This is a genomic window from Bacteroides sp. Marseille-P8574 (genome assembly GCF_902825465.1).
Taxonomy (GTDB): Bacteria; Bacteroidota; Bacteroidia; order Bacteroidales; family Bacteroidaceae; genus Bacteroides; species Bacteroides uniformis.
This window is the reverse complement of record NZ_CADEBE010000002.1, coordinates 1,880,857-1,900,130: the sequence shown is the minus strand read 5'-3', so window position 1 is coordinate 1,900,130 and position 19,274 is coordinate 1,880,857. Positions and strand designations below refer to the sequence as shown.

16 protein-coding genes and 1 tRNA gene are annotated in these 19,274 nt (G+C 47.0%); 7 read left to right on the top strand and 10 right to left on the bottom strand.

All coding sequences use genetic code 11. From position 1 onward, the window contains the following. The 4 genes from HUX74_RS20510 to HUX74_RS20495 form a co-directional block, all read right to left on the bottom strand. Window positions 1-552 (bottom strand): hypothetical protein (locus HUX74_RS20510; protein ID WP_174647327.1); only part of this gene is annotated, 552 nt, incomplete at its 3' end. Window positions 553-764: 212 nt separating this feature from the next. After that, window positions 765-1,991, bottom strand: coding sequence for a site-specific integrase (locus HUX74_RS20505; RefSeq protein ID WP_174647326.1), 1,227 nt, complete (start codon window positions 1,989-1,991; stop codon window positions 765-767). 251 nt (window positions 1,992-2,242) lie between these two features. After that, window positions 2,243-2,315, bottom strand: a tRNA-Phe gene (locus HUX74_RS20500). Between the two features lie 135 nt (window positions 2,316-2,450). Then, window positions 2,451-3,452, bottom strand: a complete 1,002-nt coding sequence (locus HUX74_RS20495) for a malate dehydrogenase (RefSeq protein ID WP_025833211.1) — start codon at window positions 3,450-3,452, stop codon at window positions 2,451-2,453. A gap of 193 nt (window positions 3,453-3,645) precedes the next feature. Between HUX74_RS20495 and HUX74_RS20490 the strand changes: the two genes are divergently transcribed. The 3 genes from HUX74_RS20490 (at window position 3,646) to HUX74_RS20480 (ending at window position 6,200) form a co-directional block, all read left to right on the top strand. Then, complete coding sequence (locus tag HUX74_RS20490; protein ID WP_117601213.1) at window positions 3,646-4,482, top strand: S1 RNA-binding domain-containing protein; 837 nt, start codon at window positions 3,646-3,648, stop codon at window positions 4,480-4,482. 100 nt (window positions 4,483-4,582) lie between these two features. Continuing rightward, the gene (locus HUX74_RS20485) at window positions 4,583-5,275 is read left to right on the top strand and encodes a DUF4476 domain-containing protein (protein ID WP_174647325.1); all 693 of its coding nucleotides are present in this window, start codon (window positions 4,583-4,585) and stop codon (window positions 5,273-5,275) included. Window positions 5,276-5,288: 13 nt separating this feature from the next. Beyond that, window positions 5,289-6,200, top strand: coding sequence for a hypothetical protein (locus HUX74_RS20480; protein ID WP_174647324.1), 912 nt, complete (start codon window positions 5,289-5,291; stop codon window positions 6,198-6,200). A gap of 83 nt (window positions 6,201-6,283) precedes the next feature. On the opposite strand, the gene HUX74_RS20475 is transcribed toward HUX74_RS20480, so the two are convergent. The 5 genes from HUX74_RS20475 to HUX74_RS20455 all read right to left on the bottom strand — a co-directional run bounded on the left by HUX74_RS20475 (window position 6,284) and on the right by HUX74_RS20455 (window position 12,107). Next, window positions 6,284-7,612, bottom strand: a complete 1,329-nt coding sequence (locus HUX74_RS20475; protein WP_138344616.1) for a TolC family protein — start codon at window positions 7,610-7,612, stop codon at window positions 6,284-6,286. A gap of 30 nt (window positions 7,613-7,642) precedes the next feature. Next, complete coding sequence (locus HUX74_RS20470) at window positions 7,643-8,746, bottom strand: efflux RND transporter periplasmic adaptor subunit (RefSeq protein ID WP_174647323.1); 1,104 nt, start codon at window positions 8,744-8,746, stop codon at window positions 7,643-7,645. Between the two features lie 80 nt (window positions 8,747-8,826). After that, window positions 8,827-10,068 carry an ABC transporter permease gene (locus HUX74_RS20465; protein ID WP_174647322.1) on the bottom strand — a complete coding sequence of 414 codons (1,242 nt, stop codon included), beginning with the start codon at window positions 10,066-10,068 and terminating at the stop codon, window positions 8,827-8,829. 5 nt (window positions 10,069-10,073) lie between these two features. Beyond that, window positions 10,074-11,333 (bottom strand): ABC transporter permease, encoded by a 1,260-nt coding sequence (locus HUX74_RS20460; RefSeq protein ID WP_117601219.1) that lies wholly within the window; start codon window positions 11,331-11,333, stop codon window positions 10,074-10,076. 57 nt (window positions 11,334-11,390) lie between these two features. Further along, window positions 11,391-12,107 carry an ABC transporter ATP-binding protein gene (locus HUX74_RS20455; RefSeq protein WP_117601220.1) on the bottom strand — a complete coding sequence of 239 codons (717 nt, stop codon included), beginning with the start codon at window positions 12,105-12,107 and terminating at the stop codon, window positions 11,391-11,393. 177 nt (window positions 12,108-12,284) lie between these two features. Here HUX74_RS20455 and HUX74_RS20450 point away from each other — a divergent pair, with 177 nt between their 5' ends. Beyond that, complete coding sequence (locus HUX74_RS20450) at window positions 12,285-13,265, top strand: ROK family protein (RefSeq protein WP_117601221.1); 981 nt, start codon at window positions 12,285-12,287, stop codon at window positions 13,263-13,265. 664 nt (window positions 13,266-13,929) lie between these two features. Here the strand turns inward: HUX74_RS20450 and rplS are convergent. After that, window positions 13,930-14,283 (bottom strand): 50S ribosomal protein L19, encoded by a 354-nt coding sequence (gene rplS, locus HUX74_RS20445; RefSeq protein ID WP_004292313.1) that lies wholly within the window; start codon window positions 14,281-14,283, stop codon window positions 13,930-13,932. A 259-nt stretch (window positions 14,284-14,542) separates the two neighbouring features. On the opposite strand from rplS, the gene HUX74_RS20440 reads away from it, so the two are divergent. Genes HUX74_RS20440 through HUX74_RS20430 form a run of 3 tightly spaced genes read left to right on the top strand, consistent with a single transcriptional unit; the run spans window position 14,543 to window position 19,269 of the window. Further along, entirely contained in the window at window positions 14,543-15,313 is a 771-nt protein-coding gene (locus HUX74_RS20440) for a 5'-nucleotidase C-terminal domain-containing protein (RefSeq protein WP_016273980.1), read from the top strand. A gap of 22 nt (window positions 15,314-15,335) precedes the next feature. Continuing rightward, window positions 15,336-16,253, top strand: a complete 918-nt coding sequence (locus HUX74_RS20435; RefSeq protein WP_057097730.1) for a bifunctional UDP-sugar hydrolase/5'-nucleotidase — start codon at window positions 15,336-15,338, stop codon at window positions 16,251-16,253. A gap of 1 nt (window position 16,254) precedes the next feature. After that, window positions 16,255-19,269, top strand: coding sequence for a glycoside hydrolase family 3 N-terminal domain-containing protein (locus tag HUX74_RS20430; protein WP_174647321.1), 3,015 nt, complete (start codon window positions 16,255-16,257; stop codon window positions 19,267-19,269). Window positions 19,270-19,274 lie beyond the last annotated feature (5 nt).

The window sequence follows — 19,274 nt, the reverse complement described above, 5'->3', positions numbered from 1 at the left end:
ATTTTTAGTTATTTCTATGTTGACAATATTTTTTTGAGGATTATATACTGAGCAAATGGTGCAATTAGGAGTCCTGCGGGATAATTTAAAAACTCTATCTTCCTTTCTAATTTTGATATAAAAATTCCCTTTTGAAACTTCTATATCAAAAAGCTTTTCACCTCTTGCAAAGTTTATTAAATAGCCATCAATGTATTGCAATTTTTGCCCTATTTCAGCTAATTTAGAAGTACATTTTTCTTGTATATAATTTAATATTTCTATACCATCAGCCGTCGTAAGGTCTAAAAAATTTTCTTCTTTAACTTCTATTACTCCACGTAGAACAGCATATGATAGGTATTTGTTCTTTTTGGCTCTATTATCCCAAGCACTAATAACAGCCCATTGTTCTGCTTGTTTTTCGGGCTCAAGATTTATCCCTTGTACAAAAAAATATCCCCCATCTCCTAACCATTCTTTGTCACCTAATGATGGTCTTAATCCATTACTTAATATACTATCAACAAGAGCATTATCAGTACCATGGAATCCTTCAAGTGTGATAGTCATATGCTCAAGCCTTTATTATATCGCTGCAAAGATAATAATTTATATTTGAAAATGAATTTTTCTGTCATATACTTCTCCCTATAATTATTTATAATTATAGGGAGAAGTATATGACTAACATAAGTACTTTATTATCAGGTTATTATATTAAATATGACAACTTGATTGTTAGTACATTTTTTATACATATAAAGCTTTTTTATTAGCAATAATTATGATTTATTATTTTTTAATCGCTTCTCAACGGCTTGCATATCCCTTAATATCGTTTGGTCTAATACTTTCGCATAATGCTGTGTCATTCGGGTGGATGAATGCCCCAGCATTTTAGCCACATTCGGCAGTGACACGTTGTTAGCCAGTGCGATAACCGATGCGAAACTATGGCGGGCTGTGTGCGTGGTCAGGTTCTTTTTGATACCGCACAGGTCGGCAATCTCTTTCAGGTAGCTGTTCATATTCTGATTGCAGGGAACGGGCAGCAAAGTTCCTTTATCCATGCAGTAGGGGTTATCCTTATACTTATCAAGTATCTGTTTGGGAATGCTCAAAAGCGGGATGTTACAGAGGTTGTTTGTCTTTTCACGGGGTTTCACTATCCACAGGTTGCCGTTGCTGTCCTCTGAAACGTGTTCGGGGCGCAGATTATACACGTCTATGAATGCCAGTCCGGTATATACGCAAAAGATAAAAACATCCCGTACCAGTTCCAGCCGTTCAATCTTGAACTCTTTCTGCCATATCCGGTTTATCTCGGCTTGGCTTAGGAACTGTTTGTTTACCTCCACCTCGTGAAACTTTATTCCGGCAAAGGGGTTCTTTGTCAGCCACTCGTTGGCAATGGCAAGGTTTATCACTTTCTTGAAGCATTTCATGTACCGGATAACGGTGTTCTGTGCACAATGTTTCTCCGTCTTTAGGTATAAATCGAATTTACGCACCAGTTCTCCGTTTACCTCACGCAGTAGCATATCATCTACCTTGTAATCCCGTTTAACCAGTTCCATGAGATATTTAAGGCAGTTATCGTAACGTCTTACGGTAATATCGGCATAATCCGTCCCGATTAGCTTCCGGCAGTTGTCGTTATGCTCCTTGAACACATTGTATAATGTCTTGAAAGTCTCGTCCTTTCCCTGATAGCGGTTCACTATGGCACGTGCGGAGATAATCTTTCCCTCCAGTTCCAAGTCTTGGTAAATCTGATAGAATTTCACACGCAGGGCGTCAATGTAATGGTTAAGTTCTACGGAGTTTCGGTCTTTGCCTGTTGATTTCTCTTTTTTCTGCGACCAAAGTGGGACTTTTACGCTCCGCTTTAGTTGAAGTTCCACGTATAGGCGGTCATAAGTGACACGCACACGCACGGGTGCTTCCCCGTTTTTTAACAGTTTGCTACGCTTGATGAAGAACAACACGCTGAATCTTTTTCTTTCCATACGGCTCAATTTTTAATGATACAAAGTTAGGAAATCGAATCGGGAACCCTGTTATGTAAAATAGCGCAACAAGCTGTAAAAGAATGAAGTAAATACTTCGCAGTGGAACATTTCGGGTTTTTAAAACCAGTCCCTTGAATAAGGACGTATAGTTTGCTCTAATCCCACTTATTTTGCCTATTCTTGGAAATAAAAAATCCCTGAACTTCTTTGAAATTCAGGGATTTACATCGTTTTTCTTTCTTTAAAAGTGGTGCCACCAGGAATCGAACCGGGGACACAAGGATTTTCAGTCCTTTGCTCTACCAACTGAGCTATGGCACCTTTTTCGTTTGCGGGTGCAAAGATAAAGAGTTTTTTTTATACCGCAAGGCTTTTTGAGGAAAAATATCTTAAAAAGGTGCCTCGCTCCATAGAGCGAGGCATCTTACTTTTGAGAATCACTTGCTATCGAAGAAATCAGTCGATATTCGGATTGATGCTGTGCCAGTCTTTGATGGCAGGCAGTACTCCCATTTCTATCACTTCGTCACGAAGTTTGCAGAGGTGGGCATAGCTTTCTTTCAGTTTGGCTTCTTCTTCGGGTGTGCCGTTCAGTTCCTTGTAGTGTACACCGTCTTTGGTAATTTCAGTTTCCATTGCCATCATGATGTGGTCGAAGCCGTGGCTGTGTACATATGTACCGGCAGGCCAGCGGAACGGTTTGCCACCCATCGCTGCAGCTATCATTTCGATAGAGACGTATGCCGGACTCTGGAAGGAAGAACGTCCACGGAGGGCGATGATGTTGGCACCGCCTTTGGTTACCTTAGTCTGGATTTCGACCCACTGCTCTTTAGTCAGGGCAGGGGTACCGATGATATCAAGTAACGGTTTACCGTCCACCTTGGCGGTAGAGGCATATACAGCCATCTGTTCACCATGACCGCCGTAGGTACGGCAATTTTCGATTTTGTCGGGGGCAATGCCGAAGTGCTTGGAAAGTTCACTGCGCAGGCGGGTGCTGTCGAGGGCAGCCAGTGTGGTCACTTGTGAAGGTTTCAGGCCGGAATACAATAGGGTAATCAGACCGGTGATGTCGGCAGGGTTGAAAATGACAACCACGTGCTTCACATCCGGACAGTAGGCTTTTACATTCTTACCGAATTCTTCGGCAATAGCGGCATTGCCTTTCAAAAGGTCTTCGCGGGTCATGCCGGCCTTGCGGGCGGCACCGCCTGATGATACCACATACTTGGCACCGGTCAGCGCTTCTTTGATATCGGAGGTAAATGTGATGTTCATTCCTTCGAATCCGCAGTGGAACAGCTCTTCGGCCACACCTTCCAGTCCGGGAGCATAAGGGTCGTACAGACATAGGTTGGGAGTGAGATGCATCATGATTGCAGTCTGTGCCATGTTTGAACCGATCATGCCGGCTGCGCCGACGATTGTCAATTTGTCATTTGTCAGAAATTCCATAATCTTTTTTATTTAAAGGTGAGTAATATCTTTTCTTGCTGATTGTCACGATACAAAGATAACCCTTTTTGAAGAGAGTTGTTCATAGAAAAAAGTTATCTTTTAGAGCAAAAAGTTATTTCTTCTTTCCGAACTGCTGTATTGTACCTAAATTACTTATCTTTGTTGGGAAAATGAAGATAAGTAAGAAACTATGAGCATTGAGTTAGGAAAGTACAATACGCTGGAAGTGGTGAAGGAGGTAGCCTTCGGCATGTATCTGGACGGTGGCGAAGAAGGTGAAATTCTGCTTCCGTCGCGTTATGTCCCCCAAGACTGTAAGGTGGGAGACAAACTGAACGTTTTTATATATCTTGATAACGAAGAACGTCTGGTAGCCACTACTCTGACACCGTTAGTGCAGGTCGGGCAGTTTGCCTGCTTGGAGGTGGCGTGGATAAACCAGTATGGTGCTTTCCTTAACTGGGGATTGATGAAGGATCTTTTCGTCCCCTTCCGCGAACAGAAAATGAAGATGCAGGTGGGAAAGAAGTATGTGGTTCATGCCCATTTGGATGATGAAAGCTATCGTATCGTGGCATCGGCCAAGGTAGACCGTTATCTTTCCAAAGAGAAGGCCGCCTATGAGTCGGGGCAGGAGGTGGATATCCTGATTTGGCAGAAGACGGATTTGGGATTCAAGGCGATCATCAACGATGAATATAGCGGCTTGCTATATGAGAGCGAGATATTTCAGCCACTGCACACGGGCATGAGGATGAAAGCCTATGTGAAGCAGGTACGTGAAGACGGCAAGATAGACCTGCTGCTTCAAAAAACGGGGCAGGCTAAAGTAGAAGATTTCTCAGCTACGCTGCTGGACTATATCCGTGAACAGGGCGGACGGATAGCTTTGAATGACAAGAGTCCGGCAGAAGAAATCTATGCAACTTTCGGTGTCAGCAAGAAAACCTTCAAAAAGGCTGTGGGAGATTTGTACAAAAAACATCTGGTTGTATTGGAGGAAGATGGAATCAGGATTAGGAATTAGTCCCAGTCATTAGGAATTTCCCTACTTGTAAATAGAGACAATCATTAGGGAGGGGAATTTCCTCTCCCTATTTTTGTCGTACAATAAAAAAAGAAAAGTCATGATACGTCATTTGATATTAAGTGTTTGTCTAGTTCTGGTAGCGTTTCCCGCAATAAAAGCGGCACCCATAGACGGAATCCGTATAGAAAGTCCATACCGTAGAGTGGTGGTATTGGTCGACGGACAGCAGGTTTGCCTGCCTACTTTCAGTTGTTTTGTAGCCAATCTGCGTGGTAGTTGTCGGGTGGAGGTTTATGAAGCGCCATCCCGTGGGGGGAATCCCCAAAGAGGAAAACTCCTATATGATGAACGTGTGCATTGCTCCATCAATGAAGTGGAAGATATTTTCATTCCAGAGGACAAAAGACCTGGTGGAAACTGGGGTACTTCTAATCATCACAAGCCTGGCAGACCCGGTGACAGACCGTCAGGGGGCGGGCAGTATGAACGGGTAATGTCTCCCTCTGCCTTCGAACAGTTTATGGGGCTGATGGAAAAACAGAGTTTCGATTCAGACCGTAAGGAAGTGCTCGACCATGCCTTGCTGACCTCTTGGTTCACTACTGACCAGTGTATCCGTCTGATGGATTTTTATCGTTTCGACAGTGAAAAGAAGCAGTTGATGAAGAAGATTTATCCTAAAATAGTCGATAAACCGAATTTCTATTATGCGATAGACAAGCTGACCTTCTCGTCGGACAAGAACGAGATAAATGCCTTCATCAAACAATATCATGAGAAGAATAACTAAAAAAGGAGGGATTATGAAACGGATTATATTTATATTTCTTGCCGCTATGATGAGCACAGCTGTTTGCAGTGCGGCAATGAGCAACAGCAAAGTGCGTAAAGAGACCCGCTTTCTTACGGACAAGATGGCCTATGAATTGAACCTGAATACAGAACAGTATAATGACGTGTACGAAATAAACTATGATTTCATTTCCGGTATACGCTATCTGATGGATGACGTTCTTCGGGGGGAGGAATGGGCCTTGAATCGCTATTACGATTATCTGGATGTGCGCAATGACGATCTTCGATGGGTGCTGAATAACCGGCAGTATGGCCGTTTCATGCAGGCCGCCTATTTTTGCCGTCCGGTTTATGTAAGTGGTGGGCGTTGGTCTTTTAGGGTTTACATCACTTACACCAACCATAATCATTTCTATTTCCCGCGGCCGTATCATTACCGTACATATTGCGGTGGGCATTGTCGTACGCACTATCACAACAGCTATTATCGCGGTCGTTACCATCATCCGCACTATACCGATTCGTGGAGCATTCGGAATGATAAGTCGTACCACACCAGCCGCCGTTCAGATTTCGGTTCGGTGAACATCCGCCCTAATTCGCATAAGCGTCCGGCAGGCAGGGATGATGTATATACCACGCGACGTAGCAACGGTAGTAATAATCGCATTAGTACAGGTACACGTAACAGCAGTACGCGACGTAGTAGTGTGGATAGTGGCAGAAAGTCGAGTAAAGAGAAAATAGAAACCACAAGAACTAAAAATAATGATAAGAGCCCCAGCCGTAGCAGGGTAAAGACGGAAAGTAAGGAAAGAAGAAATGCTTCCGGCGTACGGAATTCCGAAAGCCGTCGCAGCAGCTCTTCAAGCACTACCCGCAGTAGCTCTTCCCGTTCTTCGGAAAATACAAGGAGATAGAAGAACAAAAAACTCCCCTCTCGCCTGCATGAAGCAGGGAGAGGGGAGAATCAAACACAACAACTAAAATTATACTTCGTTTTTTACTCAATCGGTTCTCCTTTATAGAAATCCAGAATCTTGGTACGGAACAGATAGTCATACTTGGCCTGCAGTTCGTCTGATTGGGATTTCATAAGGTTTTGTTTTGCTTCATTGTATTCCACGGCATTTGCTTTACCATTTTCATATTTCTCGCTCATCAGCTTGAAAGATTCTTCGCTGGCAACGGTGGCTGTATGGCTGCTGGTATATTTGCTTTCGGCAGCGGCGGCGTTGTACCATGCTTGCTGGATTTCCTTGTAAAGCGTCTTTTTGGCATTATCCAGTTGCAAGGCATAGTTTTCACGTTGCAGGCGTGCCGTGCGCACCCGGTTACGGGTAGAGAGGCGGTTGAAAATAGGTACGCTGAGGTTGAAGCCTACATATTTGTTGAAGTTATCGTTCATCTGCTGGCTGAAGGTGCGGTCAATGGTAGAATAGTAATTCGTACCGAGGCTACCGTTCAGGCTCAGTTGTGGGTAGTAGTTGCTCTGGGCGATGCGGATGCTGTGCTTGCTGCCTTCCAGACGGAACTGTGCAGCCTGGATGGAGGCTTTGCTTACCATAGCTGTTTGGAATATTTCATCCGGAGGAGTGAGAGGAACCAACTTCAGATTGACTGCCGGAGATTCCAGATTGAACCCTTCAGGTGTTTCCAGCTCGATAAGCTGGCTGAGGTCGAGCAGAGCCAACTTATAATTATTGTTCGTCTGTACCACATTCATCTCGTCTTGTGCCACACGTGCTTTGGCTTCTGCCAGTTCTGCCGGAGAAGCCTTGCCCAGTTCTGCCAGCCGGCTGATACGGACATATTGCTCTTTACTCAGTTGTACTTGTCCCAGCGCCACCTGGTGGAGCTCTTCATTGAACAGCACTTGCAGGTAGGCCGAAGCTATATTGATGGCAATATCTTCCTTGGCTTTGTCCAGGTCGGCAATGGCAGCTTTGAGGTTCAGTTTGGCCAATGCATACTGGTGGGGAATTTCCAGACCGGTAAAAATAGGTATGCTGGTATTGACGGACATGTTGGTTCCGTGACTGCTGGTGTTGACGTATACAGTGGAGTAGTCTCCCGTATCCTCGTTCTTGATGGCTGTTTGCGTACGTCCCCAGTTCCAGCTCTGGCCGGCACTGGCATTCAGGTTCGGCAGTCGTGCCCATTTGGCTGTATTTACCTCGACAGCACTCTGTTCGGCAGCGTTGGCTGTTTGGCGGATACTGATGTTATGCTCGATGGCATAGTCTATGCATTGGCGCAAAGACCAGCGTTCCTGCGCCTGCACTGAGATACTGCCGAATATGGCGAGGTATAAGAATATCTTTTTATTCATGTCGTATATCTTTTTAAGCTATTCCGTTTGTTAATCCTTTTTCTCTGCACCGCGAAGCTTATCCTGGGCACTGATGCCGCTTTTGATGGCAATCTTTATGCCGTCGCTCATGCCGACCTGTATGGGACGGCGTTCGAACTTTTGTACCGGTACGCTGTCCGTCATTACGTATACAAAGGTGCTGTCCCCATTGAATTCAACAGTACTTTCCGGAACAGCAAGCGTTTTCTGGGCACGGTCCAATACGATTTCTGCGTTGGCAGAATAGCCGGAACGTATCTGTACGCTGTCCGGTGCGGCAATGGCAGCTTTGATTTCAAACTGGTTGGCACCGTTTTCTTCCACACCCTTCGGAGATATGTATTCCAGTGTGGCATCGAACGAAAGATTCTGCAGGGCGCCGATTGTCAGTTTCACCGGCATACCTTCGTGTACACGGCCCACTTCCGTTTCGTCAATGTTGCCGCGGAAAATCAAATCGTTCATGTTAGCAACGGTAGCGATAGTGGTTCCGTCATTGAAGGTGTTACTCATGATAACCGAGTTACCGACTTTGATGGGCATATCCAGAATCAGACCGGTAATGGTGGAACGAATCAGCGTACTACTGAAAGAGGCGCTGTTCTTGGTGATGCCTTCCTTTACAATTTCCAAGTTGTCTTTTGCAGTCTGCAGTTCCTCGCGTGCTTGCTTTACACTTACCTCTCCTTTTTCATACTCTTCAGCGCTGATAAGCTTGTCGTTGTACAACTTCTGGGTACGTGCGAAGTCTGTTTCGGCTTGGGCAGCGTTGATTTCCGCCAACCGTACGCGGCTTTCGGCTGAGTTTAATGTGCCTAGTTCTGGAATAACCTTCACTTTGGCAATCACTTCGCCTTGTTTTATGCTTTGTCCGGCCTCCTTGTACACTTCAGATATGATACCGGAAATCTGCGGTTTAATGAGTACTTCGTCTCTTGGTTCCACTTTGCCGGTGGCTACGGTGGTCTTTTCGAGGTCTGTCACTTCCGGAACTACTGTTTCGTATACCTTTACTTTAGGTTGGGACTTCTGATATAGGAATATAAATGTCCAGATAAACAAGGCAGCTATTACTACCAATAATGCAATTTTCAGATACTTTTTAGTTCTCATCTTATATTTATGATTTAATTATTTACTATTGATATAGTAACCATTGTTTCATGGTTTACGGTTGATAATCTTTTATAGGTTTATTCATCCCTGATTGCTTCAATTGGTTTGATTGCCATGGCGCGATAGGCAGGTGCCAGTCCGGCAAGCACTCCCAATGCGATGAGGAGGATGCAAGTTCCGATAGCCAGTCCGAATGAAACCTGGTAGTGGGTTTTGATAACTTCAGGGTCGTTGGCAGCCTTTTCAAGTATTTGCAGTACAAATACGGCAAAAGAAATGCCTGCCATACCCGCTATAGTGGTCAGTACCATGCTTTCCGAAAGAATTTGTTGCAGGATGTCTTTAGGACGGGCACCGATGGCACGCCGTATGCCTATTTCCGTAGTACGCTCCTTGACGGTTACCATCATGATATTCGATACGCCGATGGCTCCGGCGAACAATGTACCCAGACCTACCATCCAAATAAGAAAGTGTACTCCGGTCATCAGGTTGTCCATCATAGAGAACATAGCTTCCGCATTCAGGAACATGACGGCTTGTTTGTCATCGGGAGCAATGTAATGCGCTGCTTTTACGAGGCGTTCCACTTCGGGCTGTACGTCTTTTACTTTTATTCCCGGTTTCATGATGAAACATACCACATCCAGTTTCTTTCCGAGGTTGTAGGTCTGCTGCATGGTGGAGAAAGGCAATACAATGGCTTCGGAGGCTTGTCCTTGTATGTTGACATTGCCTTCGGATGAACACATTCCGATAATCCGGTAATAGATTCCGTTCACCCGAACGTATTTGCCGCAGGGGTCTTCTCCCGGTTTAAAGAGACTTTCGTATACACGTTTGCCGATAACACACACTTTACGTGACTCTTTGATGTCGACGTCGTTGATAAAACGGCCGTAAGTCATTTCCTGATGTTCTATCTGCTCATACTCCGGGTACAGCCCCTTTACACTACATTCATATTTGTTTTCTCCATAGACAGCGGTCTGTCCCCAAAGGGCAAATGAAGGCGTGGCGAGTGCGATGCCGTCCACACTGCGCACACGGTCCACATCTTCCATCTCCAAGTCCCACCAGCGTCCCTTGCGGAATCCCTTGTAGGCTTCGCTTGTCTTTTGTGCGGCGATAAAGCCCGAGTTGGTCGCAAATCCTTCGAACTGGGATTTCAGTTCTTCCTGCATGCCTTGTCCGCCACCGATGAGTGCTACCAGCATAAAGATGCCCCAGAATACACCGAATGCAGTCAGCAGGCTTCTTGTCTTGTTTCTTGTTATTGTGATGAGGATTTCCTCACATGTATCTATGTCTATTTTCATAATCTTTAATCTGCTCTAAGTGCTTCGATAGGACTGATACTCACGGCTTTCTTTGCCGGGAAGAATCCGGCAAGTGTACCTGCTATGATGAGGGTCAGTGTGGCTTGGACGGCAATGCTGAGGTCTACGGTGGGATCGGAGAACATGGTCTGCTGGAACATGCCGGCATCCATCGTCTGGTTACCGAAAGCAGAGTTCATCCATTCCGTCACCCCGATGCCTGCCACCATACCGATATAACCGAATAGCGTAGTGATAGTCACGCTTTCCACAATAATCAGCCAAAGGATGGAGAAGGGCTTTGCTCCCAGTGCCTTGCGGATACCGAATTCACGGGTACGTTCTTTAACGGTAATCAGCATGATATTCGATACACCGACAATACCGCTCAACAAGGTAAAGATACCGATAACCCAGATGGCGGTGCGTAGAATACCCATTGCGTTTTGGGCTTGCAGATAGTTGGTGAAACGGTTCCATATCCAGATGGCGCTGTCGTCGGTAGGGTCGAAGCGATGGTTGGTGGCAATGGCTTTACGGTATTCTTTTTCAAAGGCCTCATTGCTTTCTATACTGCTCAGGTTCTTGGTCGTGAAGATGATGTTATTCAACTTGTCTCCTTTATTGTAGATGGTCTGTAAGGTGGAGAAAGGAATGTAGGCCTCGTTTGCCTCGCGGTCTCCCTGGTCATTGTAGAGCCCCACTACCTGATAGGCCACTCCACCTGCATTGACAAATTGTCCGATAGGTTCGGTATGTGTTTTGCCGAAGAGGATATCTGCGGATTTCTTATGGAGGATGATTACTTTACGTCGGTCTTTCAGATCGCTGTGGTTGATGAAACGTCCGTCTGCCGTCTTCACGGTTTCCACTTCTGTGTAGTTAGGGTATACGCCCAGCAGGGAGATATTGATATATTCTTGTCCAAAACTGACGTTTACATTGCTCTGGCGTACTGTGGCACCGGCACTAATGACATTTTCTGTAAATTGCTTTTCCGTGTCGTCCATGTCCCGATTGTCCAGTTGGATGAAGCGTCCTTCCTTCAGACCGTCGTATGATTTGGTAGTCCAGCCGGGAAAAATGCGGATGGAGTTCAAGGCACGTTCCGACGCATTCTGTTCGAAAGCATGTATGATGCCGTTCCCGGCTCCGAGCAATACGATGAGCATGAAGATGCCCCATGCTACGGCAAAGCCCGTCAGGAACGTACGCAGCTTGTTACGTTTGATGGTTCCGTATATTTCTTGCCAAAGGTCTATCATTGATAATTAAAGATTAAGAATTAAAAATTAAAGAAGGGAAAGAGGGCTCTTCCTTCATTATTTCATGAACCCGTCTTTTCCGAACGGGCTTGCATCGTGATTCAAGTTTGTTTCGATGCTACCTATGACGCCGTCTTTGATGTGGATAATCTTGTCCGTCTGGTTGGCAACGCCGCTTTCGTGGGTCACGACTACGATGGTCATGCCCGTATCGTGCAGTTCCTTCAGAATCTGCATCACCTCTACGGAAGTCTTGCTGTCGAGCGCGCCGGTAGGTTCGTCGGCAAGGATAATCTGCGGCTGGGTGATGAGGGCGCGGGCGATGGCTACACGCTGTTTCTGTCCGCCGGACATTTCGTTGGGCATGTGGTGTGCCCAGTCTTTTAAGCCCAGGCGGTCGAGGTACTCCAATGCCATCGCATTGCGTTTCCGTCGGCTCACTCCTTGATAAAAGAGGGGAAGTGCCACATTTTCTACTGCGTTCTTGAATGAAATCAGATTGAAGGACTGGAAGATGAAGCCAATCATGCGGTTGCGGTACTCGGCAGCCTTCGTCTCGCTGAGATTTTTGATAAGAGTACCGTTCAGATAGTATTCTCCGGTGTCATAATTATCCAGAATGCCCAGTATATTGAGTAAAGTGGACTTTCCCGAACCCGATGAGCCCATGATGGAAACAAATTCACCCTTCTGAATGTCGAGGTTGATGCCTTTGAGCACGTGCAGTGGTGCTCCGTTGTAATAGGTCTTGTTAATGTCTTTTAGTTGTATCACTGTTTTCCCTGTTTTTTTGCTTTACTCTTATTAATTTTCACTATTAGACGCAGCTATGCTACGAAAAGTTGCAAAAGTTGCAAACTTTTTTAAAAAAAGATTTTGCAGTGTCGTTTTTCTTTGTGATTTTTGTAACCATGAATATGATTAACTAACCCTTTAAACAAACGTAGTATCATGAATTCAAACATGGAAAAGCCCTATGTAGTGGGCATTGACATAGGCGGAACGAACACCGTCTTTGGTATTGTAGACGCACGCGGAACTATTATTGCAAGCAGTTCCATCAAAACCGGAGCTTATGAAGACGTCAATGATTATGTAGACGAAGTTTGCAAGAATCTGTTGCCGCTCATTATTGCCAATGGCGGTGTAGACAAGATAAAAGGTATCGGTATCGGCGCTCCTAACGGAAACTATTACAGCGGTACCATTGAGTTTGCCCCGAATCTTCCTTGGAAGGGCGTAATTCCTTTGGCTGCCATGTTTGAGGAGCGTTTGGGTATTCCTACCGCTTTGACAAACGACGCCAATGCTGCCGGTATCGGTGAAATGACTTACGGTGCGGCTCGCGGTATGAAAGACTTTATCATGATTACGCTGGGCACCGGTGTAGGTAGCGGTATCGTTATTAACGGTCAGATGGTATATGGCCATGACGGTTTTGCCGGAGAGTTGGGACATACTATTATCCGTCGTGAAAACGGTCGTCTCTGCGGATGCGGACGTCACGGTTGTCTGGAAACTTACTGCTCGGCTACGGGTGTGGCACGTTCTGCCCGTGAGTTCCTGACCAAGAGTACCGAGCCAAGCTTGTTGCGCGACATTCCAGCAGAAAACATTACTTCCAAGGATGTGTATGATGCAGCTGTGAAGGGCGACAAGATTGCTCAAGACATTTTTGAGTTTACCGGAACTATCTTGGGTGAGGCTTTGGCCGATTTCATTGCTTTCTCCAGCCCGGAAGCTATCGTACTGTTCGGTGGTCTGGCAAAAGCGGGCGACTATATCTTCAAGCCTATCCAGAAAGCCATTGATGACAATGTATTGAATATCTACAAAGGCAAGACTAAGTTGCTGGCTTCCGAGTTGAAGGACTCTGATGCCGCTGTGCTGGGTGCCAGTGCATTGGGCTGGGAGCTGAGAGATACCAAGTAATCGATATCAGGGAAACTGATAAAGGAGGGGGATGTGTCAAAACTCCCCTTTTCTCGAAATCACCCTCGCTACAACTACCTGTGGCGAGGGTGATTTTTAGTTTAGGAGAGTTTCGACACACCTTTTTTCTTTAGTGGCACATATTCCTCAGCAATAAAGTTATGTCACAAGTTGCTTCCACCTTAAATTTACACCAAATAATCTATTAATATATTGTAGTACAATGAATTAATAGGATATGGAGCAATTTGCCAATATCGTGTAAACAAGCTATTGGTTTCCTGCAAACACGGTATTAACTTTGTAAAAGCCCGTGCGATAATAGGTGGAAGCCAGGCATTCGGTATGGATAAGATAGGTATTCAGTATGGAAAAGCTATGCCTATGACAGCTGTTTAACGGCCGTGAGGCGCTCGTCTAACGGCCATAAAGCGCTTTGTTGACGGTCGTTAGCAGAGCGCCTTACGGCCGTTGGGCGCTGATAAACTAACGTATCAGCAAGAAGAAAGGCTTATGTGAAAGGAAAGGAGCGCAGGTTTACAGTGTTTGGAATGAGGTCGTAGGAGTAGAGTATTGCATGGTGTATGCATACTGTGTATATTACTAAAAAAGGGAAACTGACATTGTCAACTTCCCTTTTTTATTTCGAAATAGGAGTCCGGGATTAACCGTTAACTCTTTTTTCTTTGATTCTTGCTTTCTTACCGGTAAGAGCGCGCAGGTAGTACAGTTTAGCGCGACGAACTTTACCCACCTTGTTCACTTCGATGCTGTCGATAGCCGGTGATTCAATCGGGAAAATACGTTCTACGCCTATGGTTCCTGACATCTTACGTACTGTAAAACGTTTCTTGTCTCCATGTCCGGCAATCTTGATAACAACACCACGGTACAGCTGTACACGTTCCTTGTTACCCTCGACAATACGATATGCTACTGTTACAGTGTCACCTGCCTTGAAGCTCGGGTGCTGTTTTCCGGTAGCAAATGCTTCTTCTGCAATTTTAATTAAATCCATTGTTTTTATTATTAAATTGTTTCATCGTTACAACGCAACATACCAGGCTTCTCTCTTGGTGTCCTGACAGCGATTGCGCGAAAGCGGTGCAAAGGAACGAATTATTTGCCAGATACACAAGTGCTTCAAGCTTTTTTTCGCCAGTTGGGATGATTTTTGAGCGTTTCATTCTGCTAAACGCAAGTCCAAATAATCGGTTAATTGTGTGGCTCAGTCGCAAAAGAAAAGTATATTTGTAGCAATTTAAAACTAAATGAATATGAAGAAACAAACTTTCAGTCTCCTTGCGGGGGCAGTGTTGGCGGTTGCGCTTCTATTGGTTTCCTGCCATTCTTCCTACGAAGTAACCAAGGTAGAGGGAGGCAGAATTCCCATGAACTCTGTTTGGGATGCCGAGCCGGATGCCGAAGCCGTGGCTCTGCTGGCACCTTACAAGGCCCGGATGGACAGCGTTATGTATCATGTGGTGGGAACCGCAGAAATGTCGATGGACAGATTCCGGCCCGAAAGCCTTTTATCCAATCTGATTGCAGATGTACTGCGTGAGGCTGCGGTGGAAGTGCTGGGCAAACCGGCCGATATGGGGCTAATCAATATCGGTGGAATCCGGAACTCCCTGACGGAAGGAGACATCACTACCGAAAACATCTATGAGATATTGCCTTTTGAGAATTCGCTCTGTGTGCTGACGATGAAAGGCTCTGCCATGAAGCACTTGTTTGAAAACATTGCGGTGAGACTTGGTGAAGGGGTGAGTGGTATACAGTTGGAAATCAGCAAGGATGGCAAGCTGCTCCAGGCTTCCATTGCCGGCAAGCCGGTGGAGGATGACCGTGACTATACGGTTGCCACGATTGATTATCTGGCTGATGGAAACGATGGAATGACGGCTTTCCTGCAGGCGGATAAAAGGGAGTGCCCGGATGGGGCTACACTGCGCGGTCTGTTCATGAAGTATGTGGAGAAGCAGACGGCAGCCGGCAAGAAGGTGACTTCGCGCATGGAGGGAAGAGTGGTCGTTAAAGAGTAAGCATTAAAAAAACAGAAGTTCTATGAAACATATATATTCCTTGGCAGCCCTGCTGCTTTTCATGCTCCCCGCATCGGCACAGCAAGAGGAGCGTGTCATTACTGAAGAACCCCTTTGCCTGGTGTCCGCCGATTCTGTATCGTCCGGCCAATCCGGAAAACAACTGTTTATCCTGCACACCAGCGATACGCACAGCCGTATAGAACCCATCAGCGCCGAGGCGGCCGACGAGTATGCCGGTATGGGCGGTGTGGTGCGCCGTGCCGGTTTTGTAAAGCAGTTTCGCGGCAAGCATCCGGATATGTTGCTGCTGGATTGCGGAGACATCTCGCAAGGCACCCCTTATTATAACTTTTTCAAAGGCGAGCTGGAGGTCAAGATGATGAACCTCATGGGCTATGATGCCATGACGATAGGTAATCATGAATTTGATTTCGGACTTGAGAATATGGCGGAATTGTTCCGTATGGCGGATTTCCCCGTGGTCTGTTCCAATTATGACGTGACGGGTACGGTACTCGAAGGGCTGGTGAAGCCTTATATCACCTTGGTGCGCGAAGGGGTGAAAATCGGAATCTTCGGCCTGGCCCCCAAGATGGAAGGGCTGGTGCAGGCGGATAAATGCGTAGGCATTGTCTACAACGACCCGATAAAGGTGGCCCAGGAAATGACAGACCTTCTCAGGGAGAAGGAGAATTGCGAGGTTGTGATTTGCATGTCTCATTTGGGTATCCGCAGTGCAAATCCCGAAGGCGCTTCCGACGAGAACCTGGTAGGCAAGACGCGTGGCATTGATGTCATTTTGGGAGGACATTCGCATACTTTTATGGAAAAGCCTGCCGTTTATCTGAATGCGGACGGCAAGAGCGTTCCCGTGCTGCACACCGGAAAGAGTGGCATCTACGTAGGAGAAATGGTACTTACTTTAACTGAAAAATAGCATGATGAAAAGACTCACCCTCCTTTTATGGGTTGCAGGATTGTTTATATTGGGATTATCTTCACTTCACGCCCAGACGGGAGGCCCGTTTCTTCCTTCGGCTGCAGACAACCGGTGCCGGCAATGGGTGGACTCCGTGTTGTCAGGTCTGAATGTACACGAAAAAGTGGGGCAGCTCATCGTTGCCACCATTCCGGCCAGAGCAGACAAGGCCACGAAAAAGCAGATGCGCGAGCTGGTAAAGAAATACAAGGTCGGTGGCTTGCTGTTTTCCGAAGGTACTCCGGAAGAGCAGGCTATCTTGACCAATATGGCCCGGAAGGATGCCAAGATTCCCGTTATGGTTACTTTCGATGGAGAGTGGGGACTGTCAATGAGGCTGAAAGGCGCTCCGGACTATCCCCGTAATGCCGCCTTGGGATGTATCGAGGACAATGGCCTGATTGAAGAATATGGACGTGAGGTGGCCCGCCAGTTCCGCGAATTGGGGGTACACGTCAATTTTGCACCCGATGCGGATGTCAATACGAATCCGCTGAACCCGGTGATACACGTACGCTCCTTTGGCGAGAACCCGCAGCGGGTGGCGGAAAAGGTGGTGGCATACAGCCGTGGGCTCGAAAGCGGGGGCATACTTTCCGTTTGCAAGCATTTCCCCGGGCATGGCGACACGGATGTGGATTCTCATAAGGCGCTTCCCGCCTTGCACTACGACCGTGCACGCCTGGACAGTGTGGAGCTTTATCCCTTCAAGGAAATGGTACGTGCCGGATTGGGGGGTGTCATGGTAGGCCATCTGCAAGTGCAGGCGCTGGACCCGGACGGGGTGACTCCTTCTTCCTTGTCGCGGAATGTGGTGACCGGGTTGTTGAAGGATGAACTCGGCTTTAAAGGGCTGGTGTTTACCGATGCCTTGGACATGAAGGGTGTGTCTGCCATTCCGCAGGTAACTACCAAAGCGCTGCTGGCGGGAAATGATATGGTGCTGGTACAGTTCAATACGAAGAATGCGGTGCAGGAGCTGGTAGATGCAGTGGAGTCGGGACAACTGAGTAAGGACGAACTCGATGCCAAGTGCCGCAAGGTATTGATGTACAAGTATATGCTTGGTTTGAGAAACCGCCAGCCGCAACTTCGGGTCAGCGGAATGAGCTATCGCATCAATACGGAGGAAGCGCAGGTGTTGGCTGCCAAGTTGCGCTGTTCGGCAGTGACTGTATTGAACAATTATTTCGATGTCCTTCCACTGGCACCGGTGGAAGGTGATATTGCCGTGCTCAGCATCGGAGAGAAGGAGGCGGATGCTCCCTTTGTGGAAGCTATGAAAAAGAATGCAGGCATCAGTCATTTCCACTTGCCTTGGAATGCCGATGAGGCTCTCTGGCAGGACGTGCAGGGGCAGTTGGCTGCTTTCCGTCGCGTGGTTATCAGCATCACCGGTTCGGCTTATGTCAGCGACCGTGATGTGGCCTTTCTGGAAGGCTTGAACCTGCGTGCTCCGCTGGTCTATACTTTTTTTACCTCTTACCGTACATTGCAACCTCTGATGCCCGCACTTGCCAAATCCAGCGCTGTGGTGCTGGCACATTCGGCAGAGACGGATTTGCAGCAATACGTGGCTGATGTTCTTTTTGCCAAAAAGCCGGCCAGTGGCAGAATGTCGATGAGTATCGGTAAACTGTTTCCAGCGGGAACGGGCTGTATGATTGAGCCGGGCATGAAACCGGGGAAGACTGTTCCGGAAGATTACGGCATGAAGTCGTATGTGCTGCAAAGTATCGATGCCGTTGCCCGGAAGGGACTGGAAGCGGGAGCTTATCCCGGTTGCCGCGTGCTGGTGTGGAAAGACGGACTGCCGGTATATGACAAAGGCTTCGGCACCCACTCTGATAAGGATACCACTGCCGTCCGTTCTTCGGACCTTTTTGATTTGGCTTCGCTGACCAAGACTACGGCTACGTTGCTTGCCGTCATGAAACTGTATGATGAGGGCAAGATAAAACTGGATGACAAGGTTTCCGCTTATCTGCCCTTCTTGCGCAATGGCAACAAGCGGAACATTACCATTCGCGAACTTTTGTTCCACGAATCGGGGCTTCCTCCCTATATCCGCTTCTACCTGGACATCATAGACCCGAATTCGGTACACGGTCCGTACTCCCAGAGTTGGGTGGACGAGTGGCATCGTACGCAGGTAAGCGAGCATAGCTATTATTGTTCCGATTTTAAGTTCCGGAAAGGGATGGTGTCCGACAAGAATACACCGGCCTATACCCTGCACATGGCAGATGGCATGTGGCTGAACAAGAGTTTCAAGAATTCTATCCTTCAGCGAATAGCCAAGTGCGAGTTGGACGGCAAACGTTATGTTTACAGCGACCTTGGCTTCGTGCTGTTGCAGCAGGTAGTGGAGAAGGTGACGGAGCTGCCGATGGATTTGTACCTTGCCCGTGAGTTCTATGCCCCGATGGGATTGCAACGTACTATGTTTCTGCCTTTGACGAAGTTCACCAAAGCGGAAATCATGCCCACGGCATCCAATGACTTCCTGCGTCGCCAGGATATATGCGGATATGTGCATGACGAGACTGCTGCCTGCATGGGTGGGGTGTCCGGTAATGCAGGACTTTTCTCTACGGCCGAAGAGGTGGCAAAGGTTTATCAAATGTTGCTGAACGGCGGTGAATTCAATGGCAAGCGTTTCTTGAGTGAGGCAACCTGCCGTTTGTTTACGACGGAGAAATCTGCCATCAGCCGTCGCGGTCTGGGATTCGACAAGCCGGATGTATCCATTGTGAAGCGCAGCCCTTGTGCTCCTTCCGCTCCGGAAGCGGTATATGGACATACCGGATTTACCGGTACTTGTGCTTGGGTGGACCCGGAAAACAAGACAGTGTATGTATTCCTCAGCAACCGCTTGTGCCCCAATGTATGGAACACGAAACTGGGTGACATGAATATAAGAAGAGATATCCAGGAATTGATTTATAAAAGTATTATTCCGCAAATCCCCTAAAAACA